Annotated in this window: 25 protein-coding genes; 16 read left to right on the forward strand and 9 right to left on the reverse strand. The window is 74.1% G+C overall.

Annotated features, from left to right (window positions below; genetic code table 11):
- The first annotated feature begins 8 nt into the window (after positions 1 to 8).
- Positions 9 to 1,082: an FUSC family protein gene (locus tag RE027_RS12305; RefSeq protein WP_368808559.1), complete on the forward strand. Its 1,074-nt coding sequence runs from the start codon at positions 9 to 11 to the stop codon at positions 1,080 to 1,082.
- 69 nt (positions 1,083 to 1,151) lie between these two features.
- On the opposite strand, the gene RE027_RS12310 is transcribed toward RE027_RS12305, so the two are convergent.
- From RE027_RS12310 to RE027_RS12325, 4 genes are all read right to left on the reverse strand, one after another.
- The gene (locus tag RE027_RS12310; RefSeq protein ID WP_368808560.1) at positions 1,152 to 2,021 is read right to left on the reverse strand and encodes a hypothetical protein; all 870 of its coding nucleotides are present in this window, start codon (positions 2,019 to 2,021) and stop codon (positions 1,152 to 1,154) included.
- Positions 2,022 to 2,320: 299 nt separating this feature from the next.
- A complete protein-coding gene (locus RE027_RS12315; protein WP_368808561.1) occupies positions 2,321 to 3,529 on the reverse strand; it encodes a glycosyltransferase family 4 protein in 1,209 nt (402 codons plus the stop codon).
- A gap of 7 nt (positions 3,530 to 3,536) precedes the next feature.
- Positions 3,537 to 4,751, reverse strand: a complete 1,215-nt coding sequence (locus RE027_RS12320) for an NAD-dependent epimerase/dehydratase family protein (protein ID WP_368808562.1) — start codon at positions 4,749 to 4,751, stop codon at positions 3,537 to 3,539.
- Between the two features lie 49 nt (positions 4,752 to 4,800).
- Positions 4,801 to 5,340: a class I SAM-dependent methyltransferase gene (locus RE027_RS12325; RefSeq protein WP_368808563.1), complete on the reverse strand. Its 540-nt coding sequence runs from the start codon at positions 5,338 to 5,340 to the stop codon at positions 4,801 to 4,803.
- Positions 5,341 to 5,467: 127 nt separating this feature from the next.
- On the opposite strand from RE027_RS12325, the gene RE027_RS12330 reads away from it, so the two are divergent.
- The 4 genes from RE027_RS12330 (at position 5,468) to RE027_RS12345 (ending at position 8,399) form a co-directional block, all read left to right on the forward strand.
- Positions 5,468 to 5,854 (forward strand): hypothetical protein, encoded by a 387-nt coding sequence (locus tag RE027_RS12330; protein WP_368808564.1) that lies wholly within the window; start codon positions 5,468 to 5,470, stop codon positions 5,852 to 5,854.
- Between the two features lie 25 nt (positions 5,855 to 5,879).
- Positions 5,880 to 6,671: a nitroreductase family protein gene (locus tag RE027_RS12335; RefSeq protein ID WP_368808565.1), complete on the forward strand. Its 792-nt coding sequence runs from the start codon at positions 5,880 to 5,882 to the stop codon at positions 6,669 to 6,671.
- Between the two features lie 303 nt (positions 6,672 to 6,974).
- Positions 6,975 to 7,469 carry an Lrp/AsnC family transcriptional regulator gene (locus tag RE027_RS12340; protein WP_368808566.1) on the forward strand — a complete coding sequence of 165 codons (495 nt, stop codon included), beginning with the start codon at positions 6,975 to 6,977 and terminating at the stop codon, positions 7,467 to 7,469.
- A gap of 99 nt (positions 7,470 to 7,568) precedes the next feature.
- The gene (locus RE027_RS12345) at positions 7,569 to 8,399 is read left to right on the forward strand and encodes an SRPBCC family protein (protein WP_368808567.1); all 831 of its coding nucleotides are present in this window, start codon (positions 7,569 to 7,571) and stop codon (positions 8,397 to 8,399) included.
- A gap of 81 nt (positions 8,400 to 8,480) precedes the next feature.
- Here RE027_RS12345 and ilvD read toward each other — a convergent pair whose 3' ends face one another.
- Positions 8,481 to 10,172, reverse strand: a complete 1,692-nt coding sequence (ilvD, locus tag RE027_RS12350; protein ID WP_368808568.1) for a dihydroxy-acid dehydratase — start codon at positions 10,170 to 10,172, stop codon at positions 8,481 to 8,483.
- A 200-nt stretch (positions 10,173 to 10,372) separates the two neighbouring features.
- Here ilvD and RE027_RS12355 point away from each other — a divergent pair, with 200 nt between their 5' ends.
- Complete coding sequence (locus RE027_RS12355) at positions 10,373 to 11,275, forward strand: SDR family oxidoreductase (protein ID WP_368808569.1); 903 nt, start codon at positions 10,373 to 10,375, stop codon at positions 11,273 to 11,275.
- A 37-nt stretch (positions 11,276 to 11,312) separates the two neighbouring features.
- Entirely contained in the window at positions 11,313 to 11,738 is a 426-nt protein-coding gene (locus RE027_RS12360) for a ChaB family protein (protein WP_368808570.1), read from the forward strand.
- A gap of 28 nt (positions 11,739 to 11,766) precedes the next feature.
- On the opposite strand, the gene RE027_RS12365 is transcribed toward RE027_RS12360, so the two are convergent.
- A complete protein-coding gene (locus RE027_RS12365; protein ID WP_368808571.1) occupies positions 11,767 to 12,519 on the reverse strand; it encodes a TSUP family transporter in 753 nt (250 codons plus the stop codon).
- Between the two features lie 123 nt (positions 12,520 to 12,642).
- Here RE027_RS12365 and RE027_RS12370 point away from each other — a divergent pair, with 123 nt between their 5' ends.
- The 3 genes from RE027_RS12370 to RE027_RS12380 all read left to right on the forward strand — a co-directional run bounded on the left by RE027_RS12370 (position 12,643) and on the right by RE027_RS12380 (position 16,015).
- A complete protein-coding gene (locus RE027_RS12370; RefSeq protein WP_368808572.1) occupies positions 12,643 to 14,106 on the forward strand; it encodes an aldehyde dehydrogenase family protein in 1,464 nt (487 codons plus the stop codon).
- A gap of 65 nt (positions 14,107 to 14,171) precedes the next feature.
- Positions 14,172 to 15,422 (forward strand): FAD-dependent oxidoreductase, encoded by a 1,251-nt coding sequence (locus tag RE027_RS12375; RefSeq protein ID WP_368808573.1) that lies wholly within the window; start codon positions 14,172 to 14,174, stop codon positions 15,420 to 15,422.
- A complete protein-coding gene (locus tag RE027_RS12380) occupies positions 15,419 to 16,015 on the forward strand; it encodes a uracil-DNA glycosylase (RefSeq protein ID WP_368808574.1) in 597 nt (198 codons plus the stop codon). The genes RE027_RS12375 and RE027_RS12380 overlap by 4 nt, the downstream gene beginning before the upstream one ends.
- A 10-nt stretch (positions 16,016 to 16,025) precedes the next feature.
- Here the strand turns inward: RE027_RS12380 and RE027_RS12385 are convergent, their stop codons facing one another.
- Positions 16,026 to 16,571, reverse strand: coding sequence for a TetR/AcrR family transcriptional regulator (locus RE027_RS12385; protein ID WP_368808575.1), 546 nt, complete (start codon positions 16,569 to 16,571; stop codon positions 16,026 to 16,028).
- Between the two features lie 121 nt (positions 16,572 to 16,692).
- Between RE027_RS12385 and RE027_RS12390 the strand changes: the two genes are divergently transcribed.
- From RE027_RS12390 to fmdA, 6 genes are all read left to right on the forward strand, one after another.
- Positions 16,693 to 18,210, forward strand: a complete 1,518-nt coding sequence (locus RE027_RS12390) for an MFS transporter (protein WP_368808576.1) — start codon at positions 16,693 to 16,695, stop codon at positions 18,208 to 18,210.
- A 121-nt stretch (positions 18,211 to 18,331) separates the two neighbouring features.
- Positions 18,332 to 18,856, forward strand: coding sequence for a mycothiol transferase (locus RE027_RS12395; protein WP_368808577.1), 525 nt, complete (start codon positions 18,332 to 18,334; stop codon positions 18,854 to 18,856).
- A gap of 223 nt (positions 18,857 to 19,079) precedes the next feature.
- On the forward strand, positions 19,080 to 20,864 hold the full coding sequence (locus tag RE027_RS12400) for a M23 family metallopeptidase (protein WP_368808578.1): 1,785 nt from the start codon (positions 19,080 to 19,082) through the stop codon (positions 20,862 to 20,864).
- 149 nt (positions 20,865 to 21,013) lie between these two features.
- On the forward strand, positions 21,014 to 22,429 hold the full coding sequence (locus tag RE027_RS12405) for an FAD-binding oxidoreductase (protein ID WP_368808579.1): 1,416 nt from the start codon (positions 21,014 to 21,016) through the stop codon (positions 22,427 to 22,429).
- Positions 22,430 to 22,565: 136 nt separating this feature from the next.
- On the forward strand, positions 22,566 to 22,850 hold the full coding sequence (locus RE027_RS12410; RefSeq protein ID WP_368808580.1) for an FmdB family zinc ribbon protein: 285 nt from the start codon (positions 22,566 to 22,568) through the stop codon (positions 22,848 to 22,850).
- Positions 22,851 to 22,896: 46 nt separating this feature from the next.
- The gene (gene fmdA / locus RE027_RS12415) at positions 22,897 to 24,150 is read left to right on the forward strand and encodes a formamidase (protein ID WP_368808581.1); all 1,254 of its coding nucleotides are present in this window, start codon (positions 22,897 to 22,899) and stop codon (positions 24,148 to 24,150) included.
- Positions 24,151 to 24,235: 85 nt separating this feature from the next.
- Here the strand turns inward: fmdA and RE027_RS12420 are convergent, their stop codons facing one another.
- Entirely contained in the window at positions 24,236 to 24,769 is a 534-nt protein-coding gene (locus RE027_RS12420; RefSeq protein ID WP_368808582.1) for an alpha/beta fold hydrolase, read from the reverse strand.
- 73 nt (positions 24,770 to 24,842) lie between these two features.
- Entirely contained in the window at positions 24,843 to 25,484 is a 642-nt protein-coding gene (locus RE027_RS12425; RefSeq protein WP_368808583.1) for a maleylpyruvate isomerase family mycothiol-dependent enzyme, read from the reverse strand.
- Positions 25,485 to 25,556 lie beyond the last annotated feature (72 nt).

Below are 25,556 nucleotides of genomic sequence, written 5' to 3' on the forward strand. Positions count from 1 at the left end.
ATGTCCGGGTGCAGACGATACGTGGCGCCCGGCTCCTTCTCGCCCTGAAGACGGCACTCGCCGTGGCCGTGTCCTGGGCGGTGGCCCAGCGGATGCCCGGGGTGCTCGACGAGTACCCCTACTACGCGCCGCTCGGGGCGATCTCCGCGATGTACCCCACCGTGTTCGGTTCGGTCCGGGCCGGGCTGCAGACCGTGCTCGGCATCGCCCTGGGCATCGCCCTGGCGGGCGGGGTGCTGCTGGTCGGCCAGCCCAACCTGCTGACGGTCGCCGTGGCGGTGGGCATCGGTGTGCTGCTGGCCGGGGTCCGCCGGCTCGGGGCCGGGGCGGAGTACGTGCCCGTGGGCGCTCTGTTCGTGCTCATCATCGGCGGCCAGGACGCCGAGGGGTTCTCCGCCGGCTTCCTGGTGCAGATGTCCGTGGGCGTCGTGATCGGACTGCTCGTCAACGCACTGGTGTTCCCGCCGCTGGACTTCCGCACCGCCCGCCTGCAGCTGGACCGGCTGCAGGGCGTCGTCGTGGACTACCTCCAGGACGCGGCCGGGGAGCTGGCCGAGCCGGGGACCACCGCCGGACGGGACTGGCAGGAGCGCAACCACGCGCTCGTGAAGATCACGGGCGAGGTCCGCGAGGCGGTCGACGAGTCGGCGCAGAGCGCCCGGGGCAATCCCCGCGTGGTCCTGCGCCGCCGCCACCGGCGTCAGACGGACCCGGGATACGCGTCGATGCTGCAGCTCGAGAGCGTGGTCTTCCACCTCCGGGGATTCACGGACGCTCTGCGCGAGCTCTACGACCACCGGGGGCACGACTGGGTGATCCCCACTGCTCTGAGCGGCAGGCTGGCCGAGGCGGCGCGGTCCAGCGCGGACGTCGTGCAGGCGTGGTCGGCGGGGGAGGACCCCGAGGAGGCGGCCGAGCGGGTCCGCTCCCTCGTGGGGCGGCTGAGCGCCGAGCTCACGGACCCCTCCGGGACCGAGGGCCGCCTGGTGATCACGGCGGCCCAGGACCTCGCCCGGCTCGTGGCCGTCCTGGATCCGCCGACCGCCCCGACCGAGGGCAGCAGCGCGGTGACCCGGGAGTGACGTCCTGCCCGGGATTGCGCGTGCTCCGCCGTCCCGCAGCCCGTGCGGGCCACGGGACGGCGGGGCGGCTCAGGCCCGGCCGCGCCGGCCCAGCCGCACCGCGACAGCGGCCGACAGCGCGCTCCCGGCGGCGAACAGCCCGACCAGCAGGCCCGTGCCCGGCCCGCCGGACTGCTCCCCGGCGCCGGTCTGCATGTTGAGGCCCGGGTTGACGGCCCCCGGGGCGGCCTGAGCAGGGGCCTCCACCGCGGGAGCCCCCACAGCGGGAGCTTCCACCGCGGGAGCGTCCAGGACGGGGGTCTCCACGGCGGGGGTCCCCGTGACGGGCGCCTCCACGACGGGAGCGGCCTCCGCGGGAACGGGCGCCGGGGCCACCGGGGCGGGGGCGACGACGGGCGGCTGGCCGAGCTGGCCCTCGCAGGCGACGACGGCCTGCTCGAGCAGCACCAGGAGCTGGTTGACGGTGGCCTCGTCGAGGGCCAGCTCCGCCAGGAGCGCCTCGAACGTCGCACCGGTCTCGACCAGTGCGGCCTCCAGGGCGGCGGGGTCCACGGTGCCGAGGGCGGCGGCCAGCGCCGCGTCCAGCTCGGCGATGCGGGCCTCGGCCTGGGCGACGGCCGCCGGGTCGCCGGACTCCTGGGCCGCCACCAGGGCCGCTGCGGCGGCCTGGAGCTCGGCCAGGCTCGGGCCGCCCGCACCCTCCACCAGCGCGGTGTACTGCGCCTCCACGGAGGCCACGGCGTCCGCGGTCTGGTCCAGCGCCATGATCGACTCAGGGGTGAGGCCGGCGCCGGCCAGCGCGGCGTCGAGCTGGTTCGTGGCCTGCAGGCAGGCGGCGTCACCGGGTGCGGCGACGGCGGCCGGGGCCCCCAGGACGAGGCCTCCCACCAGCATCGTGGCCGCGGAACCCGCGGCTGCCCAGGTCTTGGCAACGGTCATGTCGTGTCTCCTGAATCCCCTCGTGGCCCCGGGCCGATCCCGCGGCCTGCAGCGCGCGGCAGGACCTCCCCGGCGTCACCCGTCCGCACACGGTGGCGGAGGCGACAGGAGACGTCGTGCTGCTGGTCGTGCGGCGCGCGGAGGGCTCCGTCGAACTGCGGAGCTCCCGGACGGCGGCCGAAGGACTGCTGTGCCGCCAAACTACGTGCTGGTAGGAATTCTTGGCAATTGTGAACGAGGGGCTCGCCCGGAGCGTGGGGGCCGTCGCCGCCGGACCGGCCCGGGGGTCGGGTCCGGGGTCAGGCGCGCGCGCGGAGCCGGTACGGTGTCCCGGACCCGCGGGACAGTCCCGTCCTGCTGTGGACGGGCCTGTCGGGGCGGCCTCGGCGCACCCGGTGCCGCTCGACCGCCTGCTCGTAGGAGGCCACCAGCGCCTCGGTGGCGCTGCGCCAGCCGTGCGCCTCGGCGTCGGCCCGGCCGGCCCCGCCCATGCGGTCGCGCAGGGGGCCGTCGTCGAGCAGCCGGGCGAGGTGCGCCGTGAGCTCGACGGCGTCGCCGGGCGCGGCGAGCAGGCCCGTGCGACCGTCGTCGACCGCGAACGGGATGCCTCCGGCCCGGGCGCCGACCACCGGCACCCCGCTGGCCAGGGACTCCAGGGCCACCAGACCCAGGGTCTCGGTGGTGGACGGGAACGCGAACACGTCCGCCGAGGCGTACGCCGCGGCGAGATCCTCCCCGGTCAGCGGGCCGACGAAGGTCGTGGGGGTGCCGGCGAAGCGCGTCTCGAGCTCCGCCCGGTGCGGTCCCGTGCCCACCACGGCGAGCCGGGTGCCCGGCAGCTGCCGGATCGGCTGGAGCAGGGCCTCGAGGTTCTTCTCCTTCGACAGCCGCCCCACGGAGAGCACCAGCCGCTCCCCGGGGTGCCCGTCCGTGAGGCGTGCGCGCATGGCGGGGGAGGCCTTCGCGGGGGAGAACAGCCGCGTGTCCACGCCCTTGGGCCACAGGGCCACGTCCCGCAGGCCCATCCGGGCGGCCCGCTCGACCATCGGCCCCGAGGTGCACAGGTTGACCTGGGCCAGGTTGTGCGTCGCGCGGATCCACTGCTCCACGGCCCCGCGCAGGGGGCCGAGACCGAGAGCGCTCATGTACTGCGGGACGTCCGTGTGGAAGGAGGCCAGCAGCGGCAGGTCCCGCCACCGGGCCGAGAGCGTGCCCCAGGACCCGAACCACACCGGGTTCACCGCGTGCACCACGTCCGGGCGGAACGCCGTCACGGCGCGCTCGACCCGGACGGTGGGCAGCCCGCCCCGGATGTCCGGGTACCAGGGGAAGGTGACGGACCGGGCCCGGGCCACCCGGTGCGGACCGTACGTGCCGGGCAGGCGGCCGGGGGTGAGGACCAGGACCTCGTGGCCGAGCTCGCCGAGCTCGTCCAGGGTGCGCAGCACCCGGGTGACCACCCCGTCGACGTTCGGCAGGAAGACGTCCGTGTAGAGCGCGATCCGCATCCGGGGCTCAGGCGCCCACCGGTGCGGGGCGGGACGCCGAGGCGGGGATCCCGGGCCGGCGCCGGCCGTTCCACACGGACGTCGCCGGGATCCGGGACAGGTCCACGCGGTCGGCCCAGCGCTCGGCCGTCAGCTCGACCTCGAGGAGCAGCCCCTCCGAGAGGGTGGTGGGCTGCAGGCCCAGGCTCAGGAAGGCCTCGTTGACCACGTGCAGGTCGTTCTCCGCGGACTCCTGGCGCGGGTTCGGGACGGTCTCGACCTGCGCTCCGGTGAGCTCCGCCACCAGCCGGGCGAGGTCGCGCACCCGGTGGGTCTCCGTCATCTGGTTGAAGATTTTCACCCGGTCGCCGGTCGCCGGGGGATGGAGCAGCGCCAGTTCCACGCACCGGACCATGTCCTGGATGTGGATGAACGCCCGGGTCTGCCCGCCGGTGCCGTGCACGGTCAGCGGGTGGCCGACCGCCGCCTGGACGAGGAACCGGTTGAGGACGGTGCCGTAGTCGCCGTCGTAGTCGAAGCGGTTGACGAGCCGCTCGTCGAGCGCGGTCTCCGGGGTGCTCGTGCCCCAGATGATCCCCTGGTGCAGGTCGGTGATGCGCAGCCCGTCGTTCCTGGCGTAGAACGCGAACATGGTCTGGTCCAGCACCTTGGTCATGTGGTACAGGGAGCCGGGGTTGGAGGGGTAGAGGATCTCCTGGGGCACGTTGCCGTGCGGACCGGGGACCTCCACGTCCAGGTAGCCCTCCGGGATCTGCATGCCGGCGGTGCCGTACCCGTAGACGCCCATGGTGCCCAGGTGCACGAGGTGGACGTCCCGGCCGGACTCCACGATCGCGCACAGGACGTTGTGCGTGGCGTTGACGTTGTTGTCGACCGTGTAGCGCTTGGTGCGCGGGCTCTTCATGGAGAACGGCGCGGCCCGCTGCTCCGCGAAGTGCACCACGGCGTCCGGGCGCTCGGTGCGCAGCAGTTCGAGGAACCCCTCGTAGTCCTCGGCGAGGTCGAGCTCGACGGCGTCGATCCGCCGCCCCGTGACCTGGGTCCACGCGGCGCGCCGCTCGTGGAGGCTCCGGATGGGGGTCAGCGACTCGGTTCCGAGGTCGGCGTCGATCGCGCGGCGCGAGAAGTTGTCGACGACGAGCACGTCGTGGCCCCGGGCCGACAGGTGCAGAGCGGCGGGCCAGCCGCAGAAGCCGTCGCCTCCGAGGATCGCGATCTTCACGTGGTCTCCGTTCCCGGGCCGGTCGGGCCCGTTCGTCTCGGTGCTGCTGTCAGCGTGGGCCATGCGTCTGAACCGGAAGTGAACGGTCCCGGACCAGCTGCTGGTGCGCGAACGTGCCCGGCCGGACCGCCCAGCCGGGCCCGGCCAGCGCGCGCAGCTCGTGGGGGACGTACGCGCGGCGCAGGGACCGCAGCCCGTCGGTGCGCAGGAAGGAGCCCGGGGTCAGGGGGAGGACGCCCACCGAGTACAGCCGGTAGGCCCCCGGGCTGCGCACCAGGTCGTTGTGCACCACGAGCCGGCGGGCCAGCCGCTCCGAGTCGGCCACGAGCTCCTGCACGGGCTCCGGGTCCAGGTGGTGGAGCAGGTCGTTCGAGATCACCACGTCGAACGTCCCGCCCGCCGCGACGAGCTCCCGGCTGGTGGTGCGCCGGAGGACCGGGGGTGTCAGGTGCGGGCGCCGGGCCGACCAGCGGGCCGTGCGCGCCGCCGCCCACTCCAGGGCTCGGGCGTCCGGGTCGTCCATGAGCTCCCGCAGCTCGGCGTCCCGCCGGGAGAGGTCGGGGCGGGCGCGCGTCACGACGTCAGGCATCTGCCCATTCTCGTGCGGGCCGACACGTTTCGCCAAGGGACGGCACCGGCACGGAGCCCGTTCCGGAACCGTCACTAGACTGGGCCTCCCGCCCGGTGCCGGGCGGGAGAACCGGAGGGGGAGTCGCGTGGGAGACACCGTGCGCGCCCCGGGCGCACCGCCCGGACCGTGGATCGGACTCGCGAGCGCGTGCTGGGCCGCCAACGCGGCCCTGGGGGCGTCCGTGGGCGCCGGGCTCGTGCACACGGGCCGGTTCCGCTGGATCCACCACGCCCTCTACATCGCCACCACCTCGACGACGGCGCTGGCCACGGTCGTCTCCGCCTGCTCGCGCTCCGCCCCGCGGCGCGCGGCCGCCCGTGCGTTGGCCCCGGCGCTGCTGCCGCTGGCCGCCCTGCCCCACGTGGGCACGCCCGCCCAGGGCCACCCGCGCCGGCACGCCCTCGCCGCGCTGTCCGCGGCACCGTTCTACGCCACCGCCCTGTTCCGAGCCCGCGCCCGCCGCGCGCGCTGACCGCCCCGACCGAACCGGAGAGCACATGGAGTTCCTCGACGTCGTCTTCAACCGCCGCACCACCAACGGGCCGTTCCTGCCGGACCCGGTGTCCCCGGAGCACCAGCGGCTGCTGCTGCGCACGGCGGCGGCCGCGCCCTCCCAGTTCAACAGCCAGCCGTGGCGCTTCGTGCTCATCGAGGACCGGGGGACCATCGAGCGGATCGCCCGGATCAGCGCCGACTCCATGACCCAGGTGATGGCGGAGGGGACGTTCTTCGACCGGTACAAGCGGTACTTCCGCTTCAGCAAGCAGGAGATGGAGGAGCAGCGCTTCGGGATGCTCTTCGACAAGCTGCCCGCGGTGCTGCGCCCCTTCACCAAGAAGGCGTTCACCCCGGGCGGCCAGGCCATGATGAACCGGCTGCGGGTGCCGCAGACCCTGGGCTCGGAGAACCACAAGCTCGTGTCCGGGGCACCGCTGCTGCTCGGCGTGATGCTCGACCGCCGCGAGTACCGGCCCGGCGAGCTCTCCGGGTTCTACTCGCTCTTCTCGATGGGTGCCGCCATGGAGAACCTGTGGCTGACCACGGTGGAGCTCGGCATGGGCATCCAGTTCATCTCCTTCCCCATGGAGGCCCCCGCCCGGTGGGCCGAGATCGTGGAGCTGCTGCAGGTGCCCGAGGACCTGGAGCTCATGGCCGTCTACCGCCTCGGCTACGTGCCCGAGGCGCACCACCGGCCCGCGATCGACTGGTCCTCCCGGGAGCGGCGGCGGATCTCCCAGTACGTCTTCCGCGAGTCCTGCGCCACTCCCCAGCAGGGCTGGGACGACTGAGCGCCCCCACCGGTCCGGCGGCGGGCCGGTGTGCCGGGAGCCGCTGCGCGGCTCCCGGCACGAGCTCGGCCCGCGGGAGCTCCGGAGAGCTCCCGCGGGCCGGGAGGGACCTGCCGCTGCGGGGTGGTGAGCGGTGCGGGACGCGGGGCGCTTCGTGGGCGGCCCGCGCCGGCCGGGTGCACCGACGTCGATCGGTCGGCGCGCCGTGTGACCACCAGTTCACACTGCTTCCGGCACCCTGCGCAAACGTCTAGTCTGAACCTGATCAGATCGATCAATACGGACCCGGACAGGGGGACGGCGGTGGTCAGCTTGACGAACCCGGGGGCCGGAGGCGCCGCGCTGGACGCGACGGACCGGAGGATCCTGGCGGCCCTGGACGAGGACCCGCGCCTGACCGTGCTGGCCCTGGCACAGCGCACCGGACTGGCCCGCGGCACGATCCACGCCCGGCTCGAGCGGTACCGTGCGAGCGCCGCGCTGCGTCCGCACAGCACCCGGGTGACGCCCGCCGCGCTCGGCTACGGACTGGCCGCCAGCGTGGCCGTGGAGCTCGACCAGCACCAGCTGGACGAGGCGATCTCCGGACTGCAGGCGATCCCCCAGGTCATCGAGGTGTTCGCCCCGGCCGGGCAGACCGACCTGCTGTGCCGGGTCGTGGCGAAGGACCCCGAGGACCTCTACCGGGTCTCCGAGGAGATCCGGCTGTGCCCGGGCATCCTGCGGACCTCCACGAGCATGTTCCTGCGCACCGTCATCCCCTACCGGGTGGCGCCCCTGCTGGGCGAGGACGCCTGACCCTGGCCAGCGGCCGGGCAGGCGGGGTACCGTAAGCAGACTGGCGAACCGGCAACCGTTCGCCACCCCTGGTCACCGAGACAGATCGAAGGAGATGCCATGAGCACCAAGGTCGAGAAGACTGTTGTGGTCGACGTGCCGCTGAGCACCGTGTACAACCAGTGGACCCAGTTCGAGGAGTTCCCCCACTTCATGAACGGCGTCAAGAGCGTGACCCAGCTCGGCGACGACCGCCTCGAGTGGGTCGCCGAGATCGGCGGCGTCCGCCGGCAGTGGGAGGCGCGGATCGTGGAGCAGGTCCCGGACAGCCGGGTCTCCTGGGCCGCCACCGAGGGCGCCACCAACGCCGGCACCGTGATGTTCCACGCCGCGGGCGACGGCCGCACCGAGGTGCACCTGGTCCTCGAGTACGAGCCCGAGGGCCTCGTCGAGAAGGTCGGGGACAAGCTGAACGTGGTCGAGAACCAGGCCGAGGGCGACCTGGAGCGGTTCAAGAAGTTCATCGAGGACGAGGGCTACGCCACCGGCGCGTGGCGGGGCAGGGTCAACGAGGGCGCCCCCGTCGGAACGCCCGGTGTCGAGGACGCCGCCGCCTCCCGCGGTGACGACGGCAAGGCCGGGATCTCCGGGAAGGCGGTCGCCGCGGGCGTCGCCGCCGCCGGTCTCGCCGCCGCCGGTGTGGCCGCCGCCGCCAAGGGCAAGGACTCCGACGACGAGGACACGCAGCCGGCCACCTTCGAGGCGGATGCCCCGGCCGCTCCGGCGACCCCCACCGTCACGCCGGTGGCCCCCGAGGCCACTGTGCCGGGGGAGGTCCCGGCCGACACGCCTGTCGACTCCACCCTCACGGACCCGGCGGTCGACGCCGACGTGGACGTGGACCCCACCTCGGGGCGCATCGACGACCGTCCCGCCGGCGGCTCGATCTAGGACCGTCCGGCAGCACGCACGGGGCCCCCGACCACTGCGGTCGGGGGCCCCGTGCGTTCCCCGGAGGAGCGGTCCGGCCGTTCAGCCGGTGACGGCCCCGAGCGAGGCCGAGCGGACCAGCTTGGCGTACTTGCCCAGCACCCCGCCCTCGTACTGCGGCGGCAGCGGGGCCCATCCGCTGCGGCGCCGCTCCAGCTCCTCCGCGTCCACCAGCAGGTCGAGGGCGCGGCCCGCCAGGTCCACCCGGACCCGGTCGCCGTCGCGCACGAAGGCGATCGGCCCGCCGTCGACGGACTCGGGGGCGATGTGGCCGATGCACAGCCCCGTGGTGCCCCCGGAGAACCGGCCGTCGGTGAGCAGGAGCACGTCCTTGCCCAGGCCCGCTCCCTTGATGGCCCCGGTGATGGCCAGCATCTCCCGCATGCCCGGCCCGCCCTTGGGGCCCTCGTAGCGGATGACCAGCACGTCCCCGGCCGCGATCTCCCCGGCCTCCAGCGCGTCCATCGCGGGCTGCTCCCGCTCGAAGACCCGGGCGGGGCCCTCGAAGACCTCGGCGTCGAAGCCCGCGGACTTCACGACCGCGCCCTCCGGGGCGAGCGAGCCGTGCAGGATCGTGATGCCGCCCGTGCGGTGGATCGGGTCGTCGAGACGGCGGATGACCTTGCCGTCCGCCGGGCCCGGGTCGATCTCGGCCAGGTTCTCGGCGAGGCTCCTCCCGGTGACCGTGAGGACGTCGCCGTGCAGCAGGCCGGCGTCCAGCAGCAGCTTCATCACCACCGGGATGCCGCCGTGCCGGTCGACGTCGTTCATCACGTAGCGGCCGAACGGCTTGACGTCGGCCAGGTGCGGGACGCGGTCGCCGATCCGGTCGAAGTCCTCGAGGCTCAGCTCCACGTCCGCCTCGTGCGCGATGGCGAGCAGGTGCAGGACCGCGTTCGTGGACCCGCCGAGGGCCATCAGCACGGTGATCGCGTTCTCGAACGCCTCCCGCGTGAGGATCTGGCGGGCGGTGATGCCCTGCCGGAGCATCTCGACGACGGCCTCCCCGGAGCGGTGGGCGAACTGGTCGCGGCGCCGGTCCGCCGAGGGCGGGGCCGCGGAGCCGGGCAGGCTCATCCCGATGGCCTCGGCCACGGACGCCATCGTGTTGGCCGTGTACATCCCGCCGCAGGCGCCCTCGCCGGGGCAGATCGCGCGCTCGATCCGGTCCAGGTCCTGGCGGCCCATGAGCCCGGCCTTGCACGCGCCCACGGCCTCGAACGCGTCGATGAGGGTGACGTCCTTCTCGGTGCCGTCGGTCAGCTTCACCCACCCCGGGGCGATCGTCCCGGCGTAGAGGAACACGGAGGCCAGGTCCAGGCGGGCGGCGGCCATCAGCATGCCGGGCAGGGACTTGTCGCAGCCGGCGAGCAGCACGGAGCCGTCGAGGCGCTCGGCCTGCATCACGGTCTCCACGGAATCGGCGATCACCTCGCGGGAGACCAGCGAGAAGTGCATCCCCTGGTGGCCCATGGAGATCCCGTCCGAGACGGAGATCGTGCCGAACTGCAGGGGATAGCCCCCACCGGCGTGCACGCCCTCCCGGCAGCCCTGGGCCAGACGGTCCAGGGAGAGGTTGCACGGGGTGATGTCGTTCCAGGAGCTGGCGATGCCGATCTGGGGCTTGTCCCAGTCGTCGTCTCCCATGCCGACGGCGCGGAGCATGCCGCGGCTGGCGGTCGCGTCGAGGCCGTCGGTGACCTGGCGGCTGCGGGGCTTGATGTCTGGGCTCATGCGGTGTCTCCAGGGTCGGCGGCGCACTCGGGTGCGCGGGGCAGGGCGTGCCGTGAACCTATCAACGGAACTCGAGGGCCGTCGAGGGATGTCCACGCCCGGCGCGGAAGTTTGTGGGCCGCGGGGGCAGACAAGTCCTGCCCGTTGCTCCTACTGTGGGAGCACGTGGAAAGTAAGCAACCTGATCGAAGGAGCCCGACATGCCCGAAGGACCCGCCTCCCAGCACGCCCGCTCGATGGCCGACGACGAGGGGGGCATGCCCGAGCAGCAGCAGACCCCGCCCGGTCTGACCGCGGCCATGGACCCCGTGCCCGACCACGGGGAGGCGTCGTGGGTGGGGCGCGGCCGCCTCGAGGGGCTCAAGGCCCTGATTACCGGCGGGGACTCCGGAATCGGCCGGGCCGTGGCCATCGCGTTCGCCCGGGAGGGCGCCGACGTCGCGATCAACTACCTGCCCGAGGAGCAGGAGGACGCCCAGGACGTCGTGGGGTGGATCGAGAAGGCGGGTCGCACGGCCGTGCTCGTGCCCGGGGACCTGCGCGAGGAGCAGAGCTGCCAGGAGATCGTGGACCGCGCGGTCGAGGGCCTCGGCGGGCTCAACGTCGTGGTGAACAACGCCGGGTTCCACTGGGCCCGCGGCGAGTCCGGGCTGAAGGGGCTGCGCACCGAGGACCTGGAGCGTGCCGTGCGCACCAACCTCTACGGCACCCTGTGGATCAGCCGGGCGGCGCTGCCGCACCTGGGACGCGGTGACAGCATCATCAACACCACGTCGGTGCAGGCCTACGACCCGTCGACGACGATGATCGACTACGCCGCCACGAAGGCCGCGCTCAACAACGTCACCGCCAACCTCGCCGCGGACCTCGGTCCTGCGGGCATCCGGGTCAACGCCGTGGCCCCCGGCCCCGTGTGGACCCCGTTGCAGCCGGCCACCAAGGAGCCCGAGGCGGTCGCGCACATGGGCAAGGACACGCCCCTGGGGCGCATCGGCCAGCCCGCCGAACTGGCCGGCGCCTACGTCTTCCTGGCCTGTCCGGCCGAGGCCGGCTTCGTCAGCGGCAGCGTCCTCGGCGTCACCGGAGGCCTGCCCGTCTTTTGAACCGCGCTTCGACCACCCCCGACGGAAGGAGCACACCGTGCCCAAGACCGGCAAGAACGACCACGCCAGGAAGAGCGAGCTGCCCTCCACCCTGCAGCGCTCGGGGCAGAAGGCCCAGGACACCTTCGCCAAGACCTACGACTCCGCGCTGGAGGAGTACGGCGACGAGGAGCGCGCGGCCCGCACCGCCTACAGCGCGCTCAAGCACACCCACGAGAAGGTCGGGGACCACTGGGAGGCGAAGGAGGAGTACGGTCCCTCCGACGAGCACGCCGAGGGCGGACGGGACTCCGCGGCGGAGACCGCCGGCGGCGTGGACGCCAACGCCTCGAAGCAGCACCTCTACGAGGTGGCGAAGCGGCTCGGCGTGGAGGGGCGTTCCTACATGACCAAGAAGGAGCTCGTCTCGGCGATCCGGAAGGCCAACGACGCCGCGACGCGCCGGGCGCGGGAGGACGGCTGAGCTCCGGACGCCTCGCGTTCTCCAGGGCTCAGAGCACGCCCAGCAGCCCGCGCACCAGCGTGAGCGCTCCGCCCAGGCCGGCGAGCACGAGGGCGGTGGTGCGTGCGGCGCTCAGCGGCACCCGGCCGGCGACGACCGCGCCGATCCGGATGCCCAGCACCACCGTGAGCACCACCCCGGGCGCCACCCACCACGGGGGCATCCCGCCCGTGCCGGCCGCCCCGAGCAGGGTCTTGGTGAGCACGGAGAGGGCGCCCATCGTCATGAACACCGGCTGCAGGGTCGCGGCGAAGGAGCGCTGCTCCCAGCGGGCCAGCCGGGAGTGGATGACCATGACCGGTCCGGCCACCCCCGCCGTGGTGTTGAAGAACCCCCCGATGGTCCCGGCGAGGATTGTCGGCAGCCTCCCCGGCCACTCGGGCAGGCGGGGGAGGCCGAACATGGTGGTCAGGGCCAGCAGGACCACGCCGCCCACCACGACCTGCAGCCAGGCGGCGGGCAGCTCGCGCACCACGAGCGCCGCGGGCACGGCGCCCACGGCGGCGGCCGGTGCGATGAGCGCGAAGCGACGCCAGTCCACGTGGCGCCACACCGAGAGCATGATGAGGAACCCGGAGACCGTCGTCGTGGCGTTGGTGACGAGCACGCCCGTGGCGGGACCCAGCAGCAGGGCGAGGGTGGGCGCGACGACGAGCCCGACCCCGGTCCCTGAGACGCGCTGCAGGATCGAGCCCACGAGGATGGCGAGAGCGGCGACGACGATGAGTTCCACGGGTCCCATTCTGCGCCCCGCCCGCCGGTGCTCCGTCCGTCCGGCCCGTGCCGTGGGGGTTCCCGGATGCGCTCAGTATGCTTGCGGCCATGCGAGGTCCCCTCGGGGACGACGTCCAGCGAAAGGCGCGCCATGAGCATCAGCCGAGATCTCATCATCGACGGCGAGCACGTGCCCGCCCTCAGCGGCCGGACCGCCGAGGACATCAACCCCTACACGGGCGAGGTCTTCGCCACGGTCGCCGCCGGCGGCCCCGAGGACGTGACCCGGGCCGTCGACGCCGCCGCGTCCGCCTCGGAGGAGTGGGCGGGGATGACCCCCAGCGCCCGCCGGCGGATCTTCCTGCGCGCGGCCGACCTGTTCGAGGAGCGCATCGAGGAGGGCGCCGGGATCATGGCCCAGGAGGTCGGCGGCGTCCGCGGCTGGGCGGAGTTCAACACCCACCTGGCCGCCAACATCCTGCGCGAGGCGGCCGGGGCCACCACCCTGCCCCAGGGCGAGGTGCTCGCGACCGACATGCCGGGGGTGCGCTCGATGTCCGTGCGCCGGCCCTACGGCGTCGTCGCGGCGATCTCCCCCTGGAACGCCCCCTTCATCCTCGGGATGCGCTCGATCGCGGTGCCCCTGGCCGTGGGCAACACCGTGGTGCTGAAGCCCAGCGAGGACGCCCCGCTGGCCTGCGGACTCTTCCTGGCCGACGCCCTGGTCGACGCCGGGCTGCCCGCCGGCGCGCTCAACGTGGTCACCAACGACCGCGCCGACGCCGCCGACGTGGTCTCCGCGCTGATCTCCGACCAGCGGGTGCGGATCGTGAACTTCACCGGGTCCACCGCCGTGGGCCGCACCATCGGCACCCTCGCGGCGCAGCACCTCAAGCCCGCCGTCCTCGAGCTCGGCGGGAAGAACAGCCTGGTCGTGCTCGAGGACGCGGACCTCGACTACGCGGTGGACGCCGCGGCCTTCGGCGCCTACATGAACGCCGGGCAGATCTGCATGTCGGTGGACCGGGTCCTCGTGGACCGCAGCATCGCGGAGGAGTTCACCGTGCGCTTCGCGCGCAAGGTGCAGGACCTGCCCACCGGCGACCCCACCGACCCGAGCACCGTCATCGGCCCCGCCGTCAGCGCCCGCTCGGCCGAGCGGCAGTACGGGCTCATCGACGACGCCGTGGCGAAGGGCGCCGTGGTGCGCGCCGGCGGCCACCGGCTCGGGAACTCCCTGGTGCCGGCGACCGTCCTCACGGACGTGACCCCGGAGATGGACATCTTCCACGACGAGATCTTCGGCGCCGTCACCACCGTCTTCGAGGTGGACGGCCCGGACGAGGCCGTGGAGTTCGCGAACAACACCAACTACGGCCTCACGGCGGGCGTCATCACCGAGAACCTGGGCGAGGGCATCGCCGTGGCGAACCGGCTGAGGACCGGCATCGTGCACGTCAACGACCAGTCCGTGGCGGACGAGCCGCAGGTCCCCTTCGGGGGGATCCAGGAGTCCGGCTACGGCAAGTTCGGCGGCCAGGCCGGCGTCGAGTCGTTCAGCGAGCGGCGGTGGATCACCGTCCAGGAGCAGGGCCACGCCCGGTTCCCCTTCTAGGCCCGTCGAGGAGCAGAACGGGCTCCTGGTGCACGAGTCCGCCGGGAGGGCGTAGCCTCTGCGGCATGGACGCTGCCGAGCCGGGGCCCGAGATCGTCACGACCACCTGCTGCGTGGTGGGCGGCGGCCCGGCCGGGCTGATGGCCGGGGTGCTGCTCGCGCGTCAGGGGGTGGACACGGTCGTGCTCGAGAAGCACGCCGATTTCCTGCGCGACTTCCGCGGGGACACGATCCACCCCTCTACCACGGAGCTCATGGCCGAACTCGGCTGGCTCGACGAGTTCCTGCGCCTGCCGCACACGCGGGTCGACCGGGCGACGGTCGGACTCGGCGGCGAGACCGTCGTCGTCGGCCGCTTCGACCGCCTGCCCGTGCGGTGCCCCTTCATCGCCTTCATGCCGCAGTGGGACTTCCTGGACTTCCTCGCCGACCGGGGAGCGGAGCTGCCCGCCTTCCGGCTCCTGCGCTCCACGCCCGCCGACGGCCTGCTCGTCGAGGACGGGCGCTGCGTCGGCGTGACCGCCCGCGACGGCTCCGGGAGGCCCGTGCACGTGCGGGCGGAGCTGGTCCTCGCCACGGACGGGCGCGACTCCGTGCTGCGCGCGGCCGCCGGGCTGCGGCCCGTGGCCTCGCCGTCGCGGATGGACGTCCTGTGGTTCCGGGTGCCCCGGGTCCCGGGCCAGGAGGCGCCGCTGTTCAACGCCGGCGACGGCGCCGTGGTGGCCCTGAACCGGGGCGAGTACTGGCAGGCGGCCCTCATCATCCCGGCCGGCCAGCACGAGACGATGCAGCGGCAGGGAATCGAGGCGCTGCGCGAGCGCGTGCGCGGGATCGCCCCGGCGCTCGCGCAGGGCGTCGCCTCGCTCGAGAGCTGGGAGCAGGTGCGGCTGCTGCGGGTCCGCGTGGACCGGCTGCGCCGCTGGTGGCGGCCCGGGCTGCTGTTCCTCGGCGACGCCGCCCACGCGATGTCCCCGGCCGGCGGGGTGGGTGTCAACCTGGCGATCCAGGACGCGGTCGCCGCGGCGAACCTGCTCGGCCCGCGGCTGCTGGACGGGGGAGTGCGTCCCCGGGACCTGGCACGCGTGCAGGGACGACGGGCGTGGCCGGCGCGGCTGACGCAGCTGTTCCAGCTCGTGCTGGCCCGCCGGCTCGTCCCCGGGCCGGGCGGCGGCCCGCCGAAGCCGCCGCTGCCCGTCGGCGTGGTGCGGGCGCTGCCCTTCCTGCCGCACCTGACCGGCCGCTTCGTCGGCCTGGGCCTGCGGCCCGAGCACGTCCGGCCGGGGCTGCGCGGGCCGGGCGGCCCGGGACACGGATGACCTCCGCCGACGACAAGCGCGCCCGGGTGGACGAGCCCCACGTGGCCCCGCTCAACGACCTGGTGCGCCGCTGGCGGCGGGACGGCCGGTTCGTGCCGTGGGTCGACCCCGACGGCGGCGGCACCGCGGCCCGTGTGCTGGTGCTCATGGAGGCCCCGGGGCCGGCCACCGTGGCGGCCGGGGACCTGGGCTTCAGCTCGGAGGACAACACCGATCCCACGGCCCGGGTCCTCAAGGCGCTGCGGGAGGAGTCCGGTCTGGCCCGCGGTGACTACCTGCGCTGGAATGTGGTGCCCTGGGCCCTGCGGGACGGGGCGGGCCGGCACCGGCCGCCCCGGGTCGACGACCTCGCCGAGGCGGGACCGGCCCTGCGGCAGCTGGTCGGGGCGCTGCCGCGGCTGCGCGTCGTCGTGACGTTCGGCGCCCCGGCGCTGACGGGGGCGATGCGGCTGCTCACCCTCGAGGAGCCCGCGCGGCTGCTGCCCGTGCTGGGCGTGCCGCACCCGTCGCTGCGCAACGGGCACCGCCGGGCGGAGACGCGGCAGCGGATTCTCGTGGCCCTGCGCACGGCCGCCGCCGCCTCCCGCGACTGAGCCGGGATGCTCAGCCGCGCGGGCTGAGGCGGTCCACCACGGCCAGGAGGTTCTCCAGGATGGTGTGCCGCTGCGCGCTGCCGTCGGGCAGCAGCCCGATCGACGCGTTGTGGTAGAGCCCGTCACCCATCTGCTGCACGGCGGTGGCGACCACGGGGTCCCCCACGTCGGCGAGGATCAGCTCGTACCACGCGTCCTCGAGCCGCTTCAGGCCCGCCCGGGCGTTCTCGTCCCCGGACTGGGCCAGGCGGGAGGCCACGATCAGGGCCCGGTCGAGCTGGCTGTCCTCGAACAGGGACGTGACGAGGAAGTACCGCGCGGCCCCGTCCGGGGCCGCGGCCATCGCCTCGAGGTCCAGGCGCATGAGCTCCTCCAGCCGCTGGAGGGTGGCGTCCACGAGGGCCCGGCGGTGGGGGAAGTGGTAGAGCAGGCCCCCCTTGGAGACCCCCGCTGCGCCGGCGACGGCGTCGAGGGTCGCGGCGCGCTCGCCCTCGGCGAGGACGAGCTGCTCGAAGGCGGCCAGGAGCTTGTCCCGGGCCACGGGTGGGCGCGGCATGTGAGGAAGACCTCCTTGGGTCGGACGTGGTGACCATTGTGCCAGCCTGTTCTTAACTGTACCGTCTAGACGGTACAGTTATGTCGCTGTGCGACCCCGATCCGACTCCCGGAGGTGAACCATGACCACTCTGCTGACGCCCCGCCCCACGGCCGGCGCACGCGAATGGGCTGCGCTCGCGGTCCTGATGATGCCCGTTCTGCTCGTATCGGTGGACAACACCGCGCTGAGCTTCGCCCTGCCCACCATCTCCCAGGCGCTCCGTCCCACCGGGACCCAGCTGCTGTGGATCGTGGACGTCTACCCCCTCGTCCTCGCAGGCCTGCTCGTCCCCATGGGCGCGCTCGGGGACCGGATCGGGCGGCGCCGGCTGCTGCTGGTCGGCGGCACCGGCTTCGCCGCCGTCTCCGCGGCGTCGGCCTTCGCGCCCACCGCCGAGGCGCTCGTGGCCGGGCGGGCCGCCATGGGGTTCTTCGGCGCGATGCTCATGCCCGCCACCCTGTCGCTGCTGCGCAACATCTTCCTGGACCCGGCCCAGCGGCGGATCGCCATCGCGGTGTGGGCCGGCGGGTTCAGCGGGGGCGCCGCCCTGGGCCCGGTCGTCGGCGGCTTCCTGCTCAACCACTTCTGGTGGGGCTCGGTCTTCCTGATGTCCGTGCCGGTGCTGCTCCCGCTGCTGGTGCTCGGGCCGCTGCTGGTCCCGGAGTCGCGTGATCCCCGTCCCGGACCGGTGGACCTGCCGTCCGTGCTGCTCGCCATGCTGGCCATGACCCCGGTGGTCTACGGCATCAAGGCGGCGACCGCCTCCGGGGAGCTCTTCCACGGTCTGCTCAGCGCGGCCTTCGGCGTGCTCGCGGGCGTGCTGTTCGTCCGCCGCCAGGCGGTCCTGGAGCACCCCGTGCTGGACCTGGAGCTGTTCCGGTCCCCGGGCTTCAGGGGCGGGGTGACCGTCAACGTGCTGGGCAACGTGGGGCTCTACGGGTTCCTGTTCATGCTCACCCAGTACCTCCAGCTGGTGGTCGGCCTCGACCCGATGACCGCGGGCCTGACCATGGTGCCCGGCCTCGCCCTGACCGTCCTCGCGGGCTTCCTGGCGGTGCGGGCCGTGCGGCGGTTCACCGCGCGGACGGTGATCACGGCGGGCATGCTGGTCTCCGCGGCCGGCTTCCTCGTGGTGGCCCTGGCGGACCTGTCCGCGGACGGGGGGCACGTGGTGGTCCTGGCAGCCTTCTGCCTGGTCGGCACCGGCATCGGGTTCGCCGAGACGCTGTCCAACGACCTCGTCCTCACGGCGGCCCCGCCGCACAAGGCCGGTGCGGCGTCGGCGATCTCGGAGACCGGCTACGAGGTCGGCGCCGTGCTGGGCACGGCCGTGCTCGGCGGCCTGCTGACCGCCTTCTACCAGCGCCACCTCGACCTGCCGGCGGCCCTGGGCGCCGGCCCGTCCGCCGCCGCGCACGAGACCCTCGGCGGCGCCGTCGAGATCGCGGACGGCGCGGGGGCTCTCGGCCCGGCCGTGCGGGAGGCGGCGTTCGGTGCCTTCACCGCGGGCATGCACTGGACGGCGCTCGTCATGACGGCCGTGGTCCTGCTCTCCGGGCTCACGGTCGCCCGCGTGCTGCGGCCGGCCACTCGCTGACGTCCCCGGCGTCGCTCCGGGCGGGGAAGCCGCCGCGCGGCCGCGCCGGACGGAGAGGCCGCGCCGGACGTAGGCTCGGCAGCGAGGACCGTCCCGGGTCCGTGCGGAAGGAGCGATCACGATGACACCGCAGGAGCTGTTCGAGGACGCCGCCCGCCGGCCGTCCCAGGTGGCGCAGCACGTGCTCGGGGGGATCTCGCCCGAGGTGCTGAACACCATGCCGGGCGGGACGGCGAACTCCGTGGCGTGGCTGGTGTGGCACGCGGCCCGGCAGCAGGACGCGCAGGTGGCCGGTCTGGCCGGCACCGAGGAGGTGTGGACGGCGCAGGGCTGGAACGGGCGGTTCGGCCTCGACCTCCCCGACTCCTCCATGGGCTTCGGTCACGGACCGGACGACGTGGCGCGGGTCCGGGTGGCGTCCGCCGAGCCGCTGCAGGGCTATCTCGACGCGGTCGTCGAGCGCACCGTGGACTACGTGCACGGCCTCACCGACGCGCAGCTCGACGAGGTCGTGGACCGGTCCTGGGACCCGCCCGTCACCCGGGGGGTGCGCCTGGTCAGCACGGTCGACGACGCCGCCCAGCACCTCGGCCAGGCCGCCTACGCCCGGGGCCTGGTGGACGACGGGTGGTCCGGACCGTTCTGACGGCTCCGGGCGCCGGATCCCGTCCGCCCCGGCGTGCGAGACCCCCTTCCCGGTCAATTGCATTTGCATCGAGTCGTTGTGTGACGAGGCGCCGATGTGGGGACGGGGGTTTCCTCGGCCGTCACCGTCCGTTCGCTTAAGCTGATCACGCTGGTCCCAGCGCCTCGATCTGCTGTTCGACTCTTCTCGTCGCCGTCCGCGACATCCTGGGGGAAACACCGTCATGCCCCGCGACTCCTCGCCTCACCTGTCCGCCGCCGCACTGCGCCGGCGCGCCTCCTCACCCGTCACCGCGCTCACCGCGTTCTCGGCCCTCGTGGCCGTCAGCGTGGCGGTCAGCTCCGGCATCTCCCCGGGCGCCGGCGAGGGGCGGGGCTCGGCCTTCGGCGTTCCGTCGGCCGTCGCGGAGCAGTCGGAGCAGGCGGAGCCGACGGACAGCCGGTGGACTCTCCTGGCATCCGGGCAGGAGCAGCCGCGTCCTGCGGCCGCACCGCTGCGGGAGGCCCGGTCGGTCTCGCCGGTCCGGGACGGTGGCGCAGGCGACGGGTCGTGGCGCGAAGGAGCGGGCCGGGGTGACGGCGGCCGGAACGCGGTGTCGACCGTGCGCCCGGGCCGGCAGGCGCCCAAGCTGTACGCGGGGGAGCTGCCCGTCAACACGATCATCGCCCCCACCGCCCCGGGCGCGGTCCTCTTCGGCGGAGAGTTCGGCTGGCGGATCGCCCCCGACCGCGGCGGGCGCGAGTTCCACAACGGCACCGACGTCTCCGCCGCGGCCGGCCTCCCGGTCGTGGCGGCCCTCGACGGCGAGGTGACGGACGTGTTCTGGGACGTGTGGGGCGGCAACCGCGTGGAGGTCACCCACGCGGACGGCCTGAGGACCACCTACAACCACCTCGAGGACGTCCAGGTGCGGGTCGGGGACCGGCTCGCGGCGTCGGAGCAGCTCGGCACGGTCGGGGCCACGGGCACCCGCGTCACGGGCCCGCACCTGCACTTCGAGACCTGGGTCGACGGACAGGCCGTGGACCCGCAGTCCTTCGACTGGGTCGACGGCATGCGCGTCATCCCCGCCTCCCGCAGCAAGTACTCCCTGGAGGTCCCCGTCCCGGACGCCGGCGACGACGAACGGGCCGCCGAGGAGCCGAAGGACTCCGCGGCCCCGACGCCGGAGGCCGAGCAGAAGGTGGCTGCGGCGAAGAAGGCCGATGCGGAGCAGAAGGCTGCGGCGAAGAAAGCCGCGGAGCAGAAGGCGGCTGCGGACGAGAAGGCTGCGGCGAAGAAGTCTGCAGAGCAGGAGTCGGCTGCGGACAGGAGCGCTGCGGAGCAGAAGGCTGCGGGGAAGCAGCCGGTGGAGGCGACGCAGCCGAATGCGCCGACGGCGCCTCAGCAGCCGGCGCCGGCCACGCCGCCGAAAACCACCACGCCACCGACGGCGCCTCAGCAGCCGGCGCCGGCCACGCCGCCGAAGGCCACGACACCGCCGACGGCGCCTCAGCAGCCGGCGCCGGCCACGCCGCCGAAGGCCACGACACCGCCGACGCCGCCTCAGCAGCCGGCGCCGACCACGCCGCCGGCTACGCCCCCGGCGACCACCACGCCGCCGCCCACACCAACGAAACCGGCCACCGAGCCGGGGGTCGCTGCACTCGTCGAAGACGCGGTGCGCGACACCGACGGCGACGGTCTCCCCGACGTCAAGGACCCTGACATCGACAACGACGGCACCGACAACGAGGACGACGACAACATCGACGGCGACGAGTTCCTCAACGACGTCGATCCCGACCTCGACGGCGACGGCCTGCGCAACGGCGAGGACCCGGACCAGGACGGCGACGGTCTGCCCGACGAAAAGGATCCCGAGCCGACGCGCCCGGCGCGCACGGCGGCCAAGACGCCCGCCGCCGATGCCAAGCCGTCCGGGAAGACCGGGAACGGCATCCCCGTCGAGGGGACCGACCCCGCGCAGGCCCCGGTGGACGAGGCCGCCGAGGTTCCCGCGCCCTGAGCGCTGTCCAGCCCCCGGTGCGTCATCCCGGGGCTCTCCCCGGGATGACGCGGGTGTGACACGGACACGGCGCGGATCCTGCACGGATCCTGCGCGGCCCCACTAGAATCTTGCCTTCGATCTGTCGATCTTCCGCGGGGGTGGTGGCGATGAGCACCACGCACCGGGGTGCCCCGGAGGGCGGGGACGCCCGGGCGCTCCAGGAGCTGCGGGAGCGGCTGGCGGGGCGCCTGGTCGAACCGGGGGATCCGGAGTACGACCGGGCCAGCAGGTCCTGGAGCAGCACGCCCGAGCTCCGTCCCCGAGCGGCCGTGCGGGCCGGCTCGGTGGAGGACATCGACCTCGCCGTGGCCGCCGCGCAACGTCTGCGGCTTCCGCTGGCGGTGCGCAGCGGCGGGTACGGCATGAGCGGCCCCGGCACGGTCGGGAGCTGCCTGGTGCTGGACCTCGGGCGGCTGCGGCACGTCGTCGTCGATCCGGCGAACCAGCTCGTGAGCGTGGAACCGGGCAGCACGCTCGGCGGCCTCGACCGCGCCACCACGGCGCACGGCCTCGCCGTCCCGGTGGGAACGGTCAGCACGGCAGGGGTCGCCGGGCTGGCCCTGGGCGGAGGCATGGGCTGGCTGACCCGCAGCAGCGGACTGACCCTCGACACCCTGGACTCCGCGGACGTCGTGACCGCCGCCGGCGACCGCCTGCACGCGAGCGAGGAGGAGAACGCCGAGCTGTTCTGGGGCCTGCGCGGCGGCGGGGGCAACTTCGGGGTGGTGTCCTCCTTCACCTTCAGCGCCCGCCGGATGCCCGCCCTCGTGCTCGCGGGCACCCTCCGCTACCGCCGGCCGCACTGGCGGGACGCCCTGCGCGCCTTCGCCCGGTGGACCCGCGACCTGCCGGACGAGCTGACCTCGATCGTCACGTTCGCGCACACGCCGCCGGGGGAGGCGGCGGGCGACGAGCCGTGGCTGGCCGTGGGGCTCGCCTGGGTGTCGGAGGACCACGCCGCGGGCCGGGCACTGGTCGACGCGCTGCGGGCCGACGCCCCACCGGACGCGGAGGACGTGGGGTCGGTGCCGTGGCTCGCGTGGCAGAGCGCGCGGGACGGCGCCTTCCCGAAGGCCTCGCGCGGGCACTGGCAGAACCTGCCCCTCGGCCGGCTGGACGACGAGGTCGTCGACGTCGTCGTCCGCCTCGCCGACGGGATCCCCGACCGGGGCGCAGGCATCGACATCCACCACCTCGGGGGCGCCTTCGGGCGGGTCGCCGAGGAGTCCACCGCCTTCCCCAACCGTTCCGCGCCGTACTGGCTGACCGTCCACGCCCTCCACCAGGACTTCTCCGAGGACGAGCGGCTCGCCGCGTTCACCCGGACGGTGCACGCGGAGCTGCAGCCGTTCGCCGAGCACGGCCAGTCCGCCGACCTCATCGAGCCGGCGGCCGACGCAGCCCGGGCGGCTCGACGGGCCTACGGGCGGGAGAAGCTCCAGCGGCTCGTCCGGCTCAAGGACCGCTACGACCCGGGCAACCTCTTCCGGGTCAACCTCAACGTCCCGCCGAGCCGCCCCTGAGCGGCCACCGGTCCGGTGCCCGCCCCGGTCCGGAGCCCCGTCATCTTGCCCGGCCGCTCGGCGCCGGCCCTTCCCCGGGGCGCGGCCCCGCACTACGGTCGGGTGCATCCGGTCCCGGCACCGAGAGGTGAGGCCCATGCCGCTCTACGAGTACCGCTGCCCCGCGTGCGGGGAGTTCGAGCTCCTGCTGAGCATGGGCGCGGCCGGGCGCGAGACCGACTGCCCCGTCTGCGGGACCGCGGCGCGCCGGCTGCTGAGCGCGCCCGGGCTCTCCCGGGCCGGCACCCCCGAGGCCCGGCTGATCGAGCGCACCGAGGCCACCGCGAGCGAGCCCGGCGTCGTCGCCTCCCCGCCGGCCGGGCCCCGGCGGCCGGCCCGGCACAGCACGACCCCCCTGCACCGCAGACTTCCCCGGCCCTGAGGGGCACCGCACCGTCCGCGCACCACCGCACACCAGGAGGCACGTCATGCCGGAGCTCATCTTTCCCCTGGACTCCTCGCGGCCCTTCGAGGACCAGCAGCTCGTCGGGCACAACCGCTGGCATCCCGAGATCCCGCCGGTGGCCACCGTACGGCCCGGGGACACCTTCCGGGTGCACTGCCGGGAGTGGTTCGACGGCGCGATCGTCAACGACGACTCCGCCGAGGACGTCCTCCACGCCCCGCTGAAGACCGTGCACAAGCTCTCCGGGCCGTTCGCGGTGGAGGGGGCGAAGCCGGGGGACCTGCTCGTCGTGGACATCCTCGACGTCGGGCCCGTTCCGCAGGAGGACTCCGGGCCGCTGGCCGGACAGGGCTGGGGCTACACCGGGATCTTCGCCCGGACCAACGGCGGCGGCTTCCTCACCGACCGGTTCCCGGACGCCTACAAGGCGATCTGGGACTTCCGCGGCCAGACGGCCAACTCCCGCCACGTCCCGGAGGTGTCCTTCACAGGCATCGTCCACCCGGGCCTGATGGGCACCGCGCCCTCCGCGCAGCTGCTGGCGCGGTGGAACCGGCGCGAGGGAGCGCTCATAGCGACCGACCCGGACCGCGTCCCGCCCCTCGCGCTCCCGCCGGAGCCCGAGGACGCCCTGCTCGGCGCGGTCCCGGACTCCGACGTCGACCGGGTGGCGGGGGAGGCCGCCCGCACGGCCCCGCCGCGGGAGAACGGCGGCAACCAGGACATCAAGAACCTCACCAAGGGCACCCGCGTGTTCTACCCCGTCTTCGTGGACGGTGCGAACTTCTCGGTGGGCGACCTGCACTTCTCCCAGGGCGACGGCGAGATCACGTTCTGCGGCGCCATCGAGATGGGCGGCTTCATCGACTTCCACGTGGACGTCATCAAGGGCGGGATGGAGACCTACGGGGTGACGGAGAACGCGATCTTCCTGCCGGGCAACACGGACCCGCAGTACAGCGAGTGGATCTCCTTCTCCGGCACCTCGGTGACCCTCGACGGCGAGCAGCGCTACCTGGACTCGCAGCTGTCCTACCAGCGGGCCTGCCTGCACGCCGTCGACTACCTCACCCGGTTCGGCTACTCCCCGGAGCAGGCGTATCTGCTGCTGGGGGCCGCGCCGATCGAGGGCCGGTTCTCCGGGGTGGTCGACATCCCGAACTCGTGCGCCACCGTGTACATCCCCACCGCGATCTTCGACTTCGACATCCGGCCCTCCGCCGCCGGTCCGCACCAGGTGGACCCGGGGATGGGCGCGCCCCACGCGGCGGCCTGATCCCCGCCCGGTCGCGCCCGGGGGATGCCACGGGGTCCCGTGACCTCCCCTGGGCGCGTCCCCGATCGGCGGGTGGGGGCGCCGGTCAGGGGAGCAGGCCCTTGTCCGTCCAGGACGTGGGCAGGTGCCCTCCGGAGGGGAGCAGCACGAGCTGGGCCGAGGGCAGCCGCTCGATGAGGCAGTGCGCGTGGGCGGGGGGCACGACGTCGTCGTCCTCGGCGTGGACCACGACGATCTCCAGGTCCGCGAGCGTCCGGCCCGCGGTGGAGGGCAGGGCGAAGCCCTGCTCGCTCGAGTCCGGGTGTTCCGGGCACCAGCACGGGGCCGCCACGGTCACGACGCGCTGCAGCAGGGTGGGGATCCGGTTGCAGAGGAAGCGCAGAACCTCCGACCCGCCGAGGGAGTGGCCCACGATCACCCACGGTTCGTCCGGGATCGCCCGCACGACCCGGCCGATCGCCTCCTGCCACAGCTCGGGGTCGGGGTCCTCGGGGCGGGGCAGGTCCGGGGCGACGACGTCGGCGTCGGGCCATTGCCTCCGCAGGGCCTCCAGGAGGAGGTTCGCGCCGGGGGCGGGCTGTGGCCCGGCGCCGTGCAGGAAGAGGATGCGCTGGACCACGGGCCACCTCGGGGACGGGGGAGGGATCGGCGGTTGCCGTCCGCACCAGCGTCCCCGCCGCCGCGTCGGGGTGTCAAGAGCCGCGAGCGGCTCCCGGGGCGAGGCGCGGCAGCCCCGGCCCGTCGAGCCGGTCGAGGGCCGCGGTGCGGCCCGTCAGCAGCAGCAGGAGTGCCTCCACGGGTCCCCGGATCTCCGGGCCGTCGCCCGCGCGCCACGCGACGTCGTCGGCCACCAGCGCCACCCCGCGCAGCCTCCGGCGCGCCCGGAACGGGAACGGCATCGACCACACCCGCTCGGCGGCCGTCCGAGCGGCCTCGGCAGGCATGGCGTGGTGCCGGCCCAGGGGCAGGGCGATGTCCTGGGTGTGCACCAGGACGTCGAGGAGGGGTTCCCGGATGCTCGTGCCCGGAGGATGCCGCCGCGACCCGTCCAGCCGCCGGTAGTCGGCCACGATCTCCTCGGCCGGCCGCTGCCCCCGGATCCGGGCGTCCAGGTACATCGCGCGGTCGAAGTCGCCGCGCCCGCGCCACAGCGCCGTCACGAGGTCGGCGGGGCCGAACTGCGGGGAGGAGATGACGTGGGCGGCGACGTCCCGCACCGCCCAGCCCGGGCACAGCGTGGGGTGCTCCCACTGCTGCGGACTCAGCGTCTCGAGCAGGTCCGCCAGCGCCGCGCGCTCCTGGTGGACGGCCTCCCAGATGGCGTCGCGGTCCATGCTAATCTCCTCCAAAGGTCAGCTTTGCTGACTAAATTTTCCGGCGGTGGGCGGCACGGTGTCAAGGGGTGG

The organism is Kocuria sabuli (genome assembly GCF_040981185.1).
GTDB lineage: Bacteria > Actinomycetota > Actinomycetes > Actinomycetales > Micrococcaceae > Kocuria > Kocuria sabuli.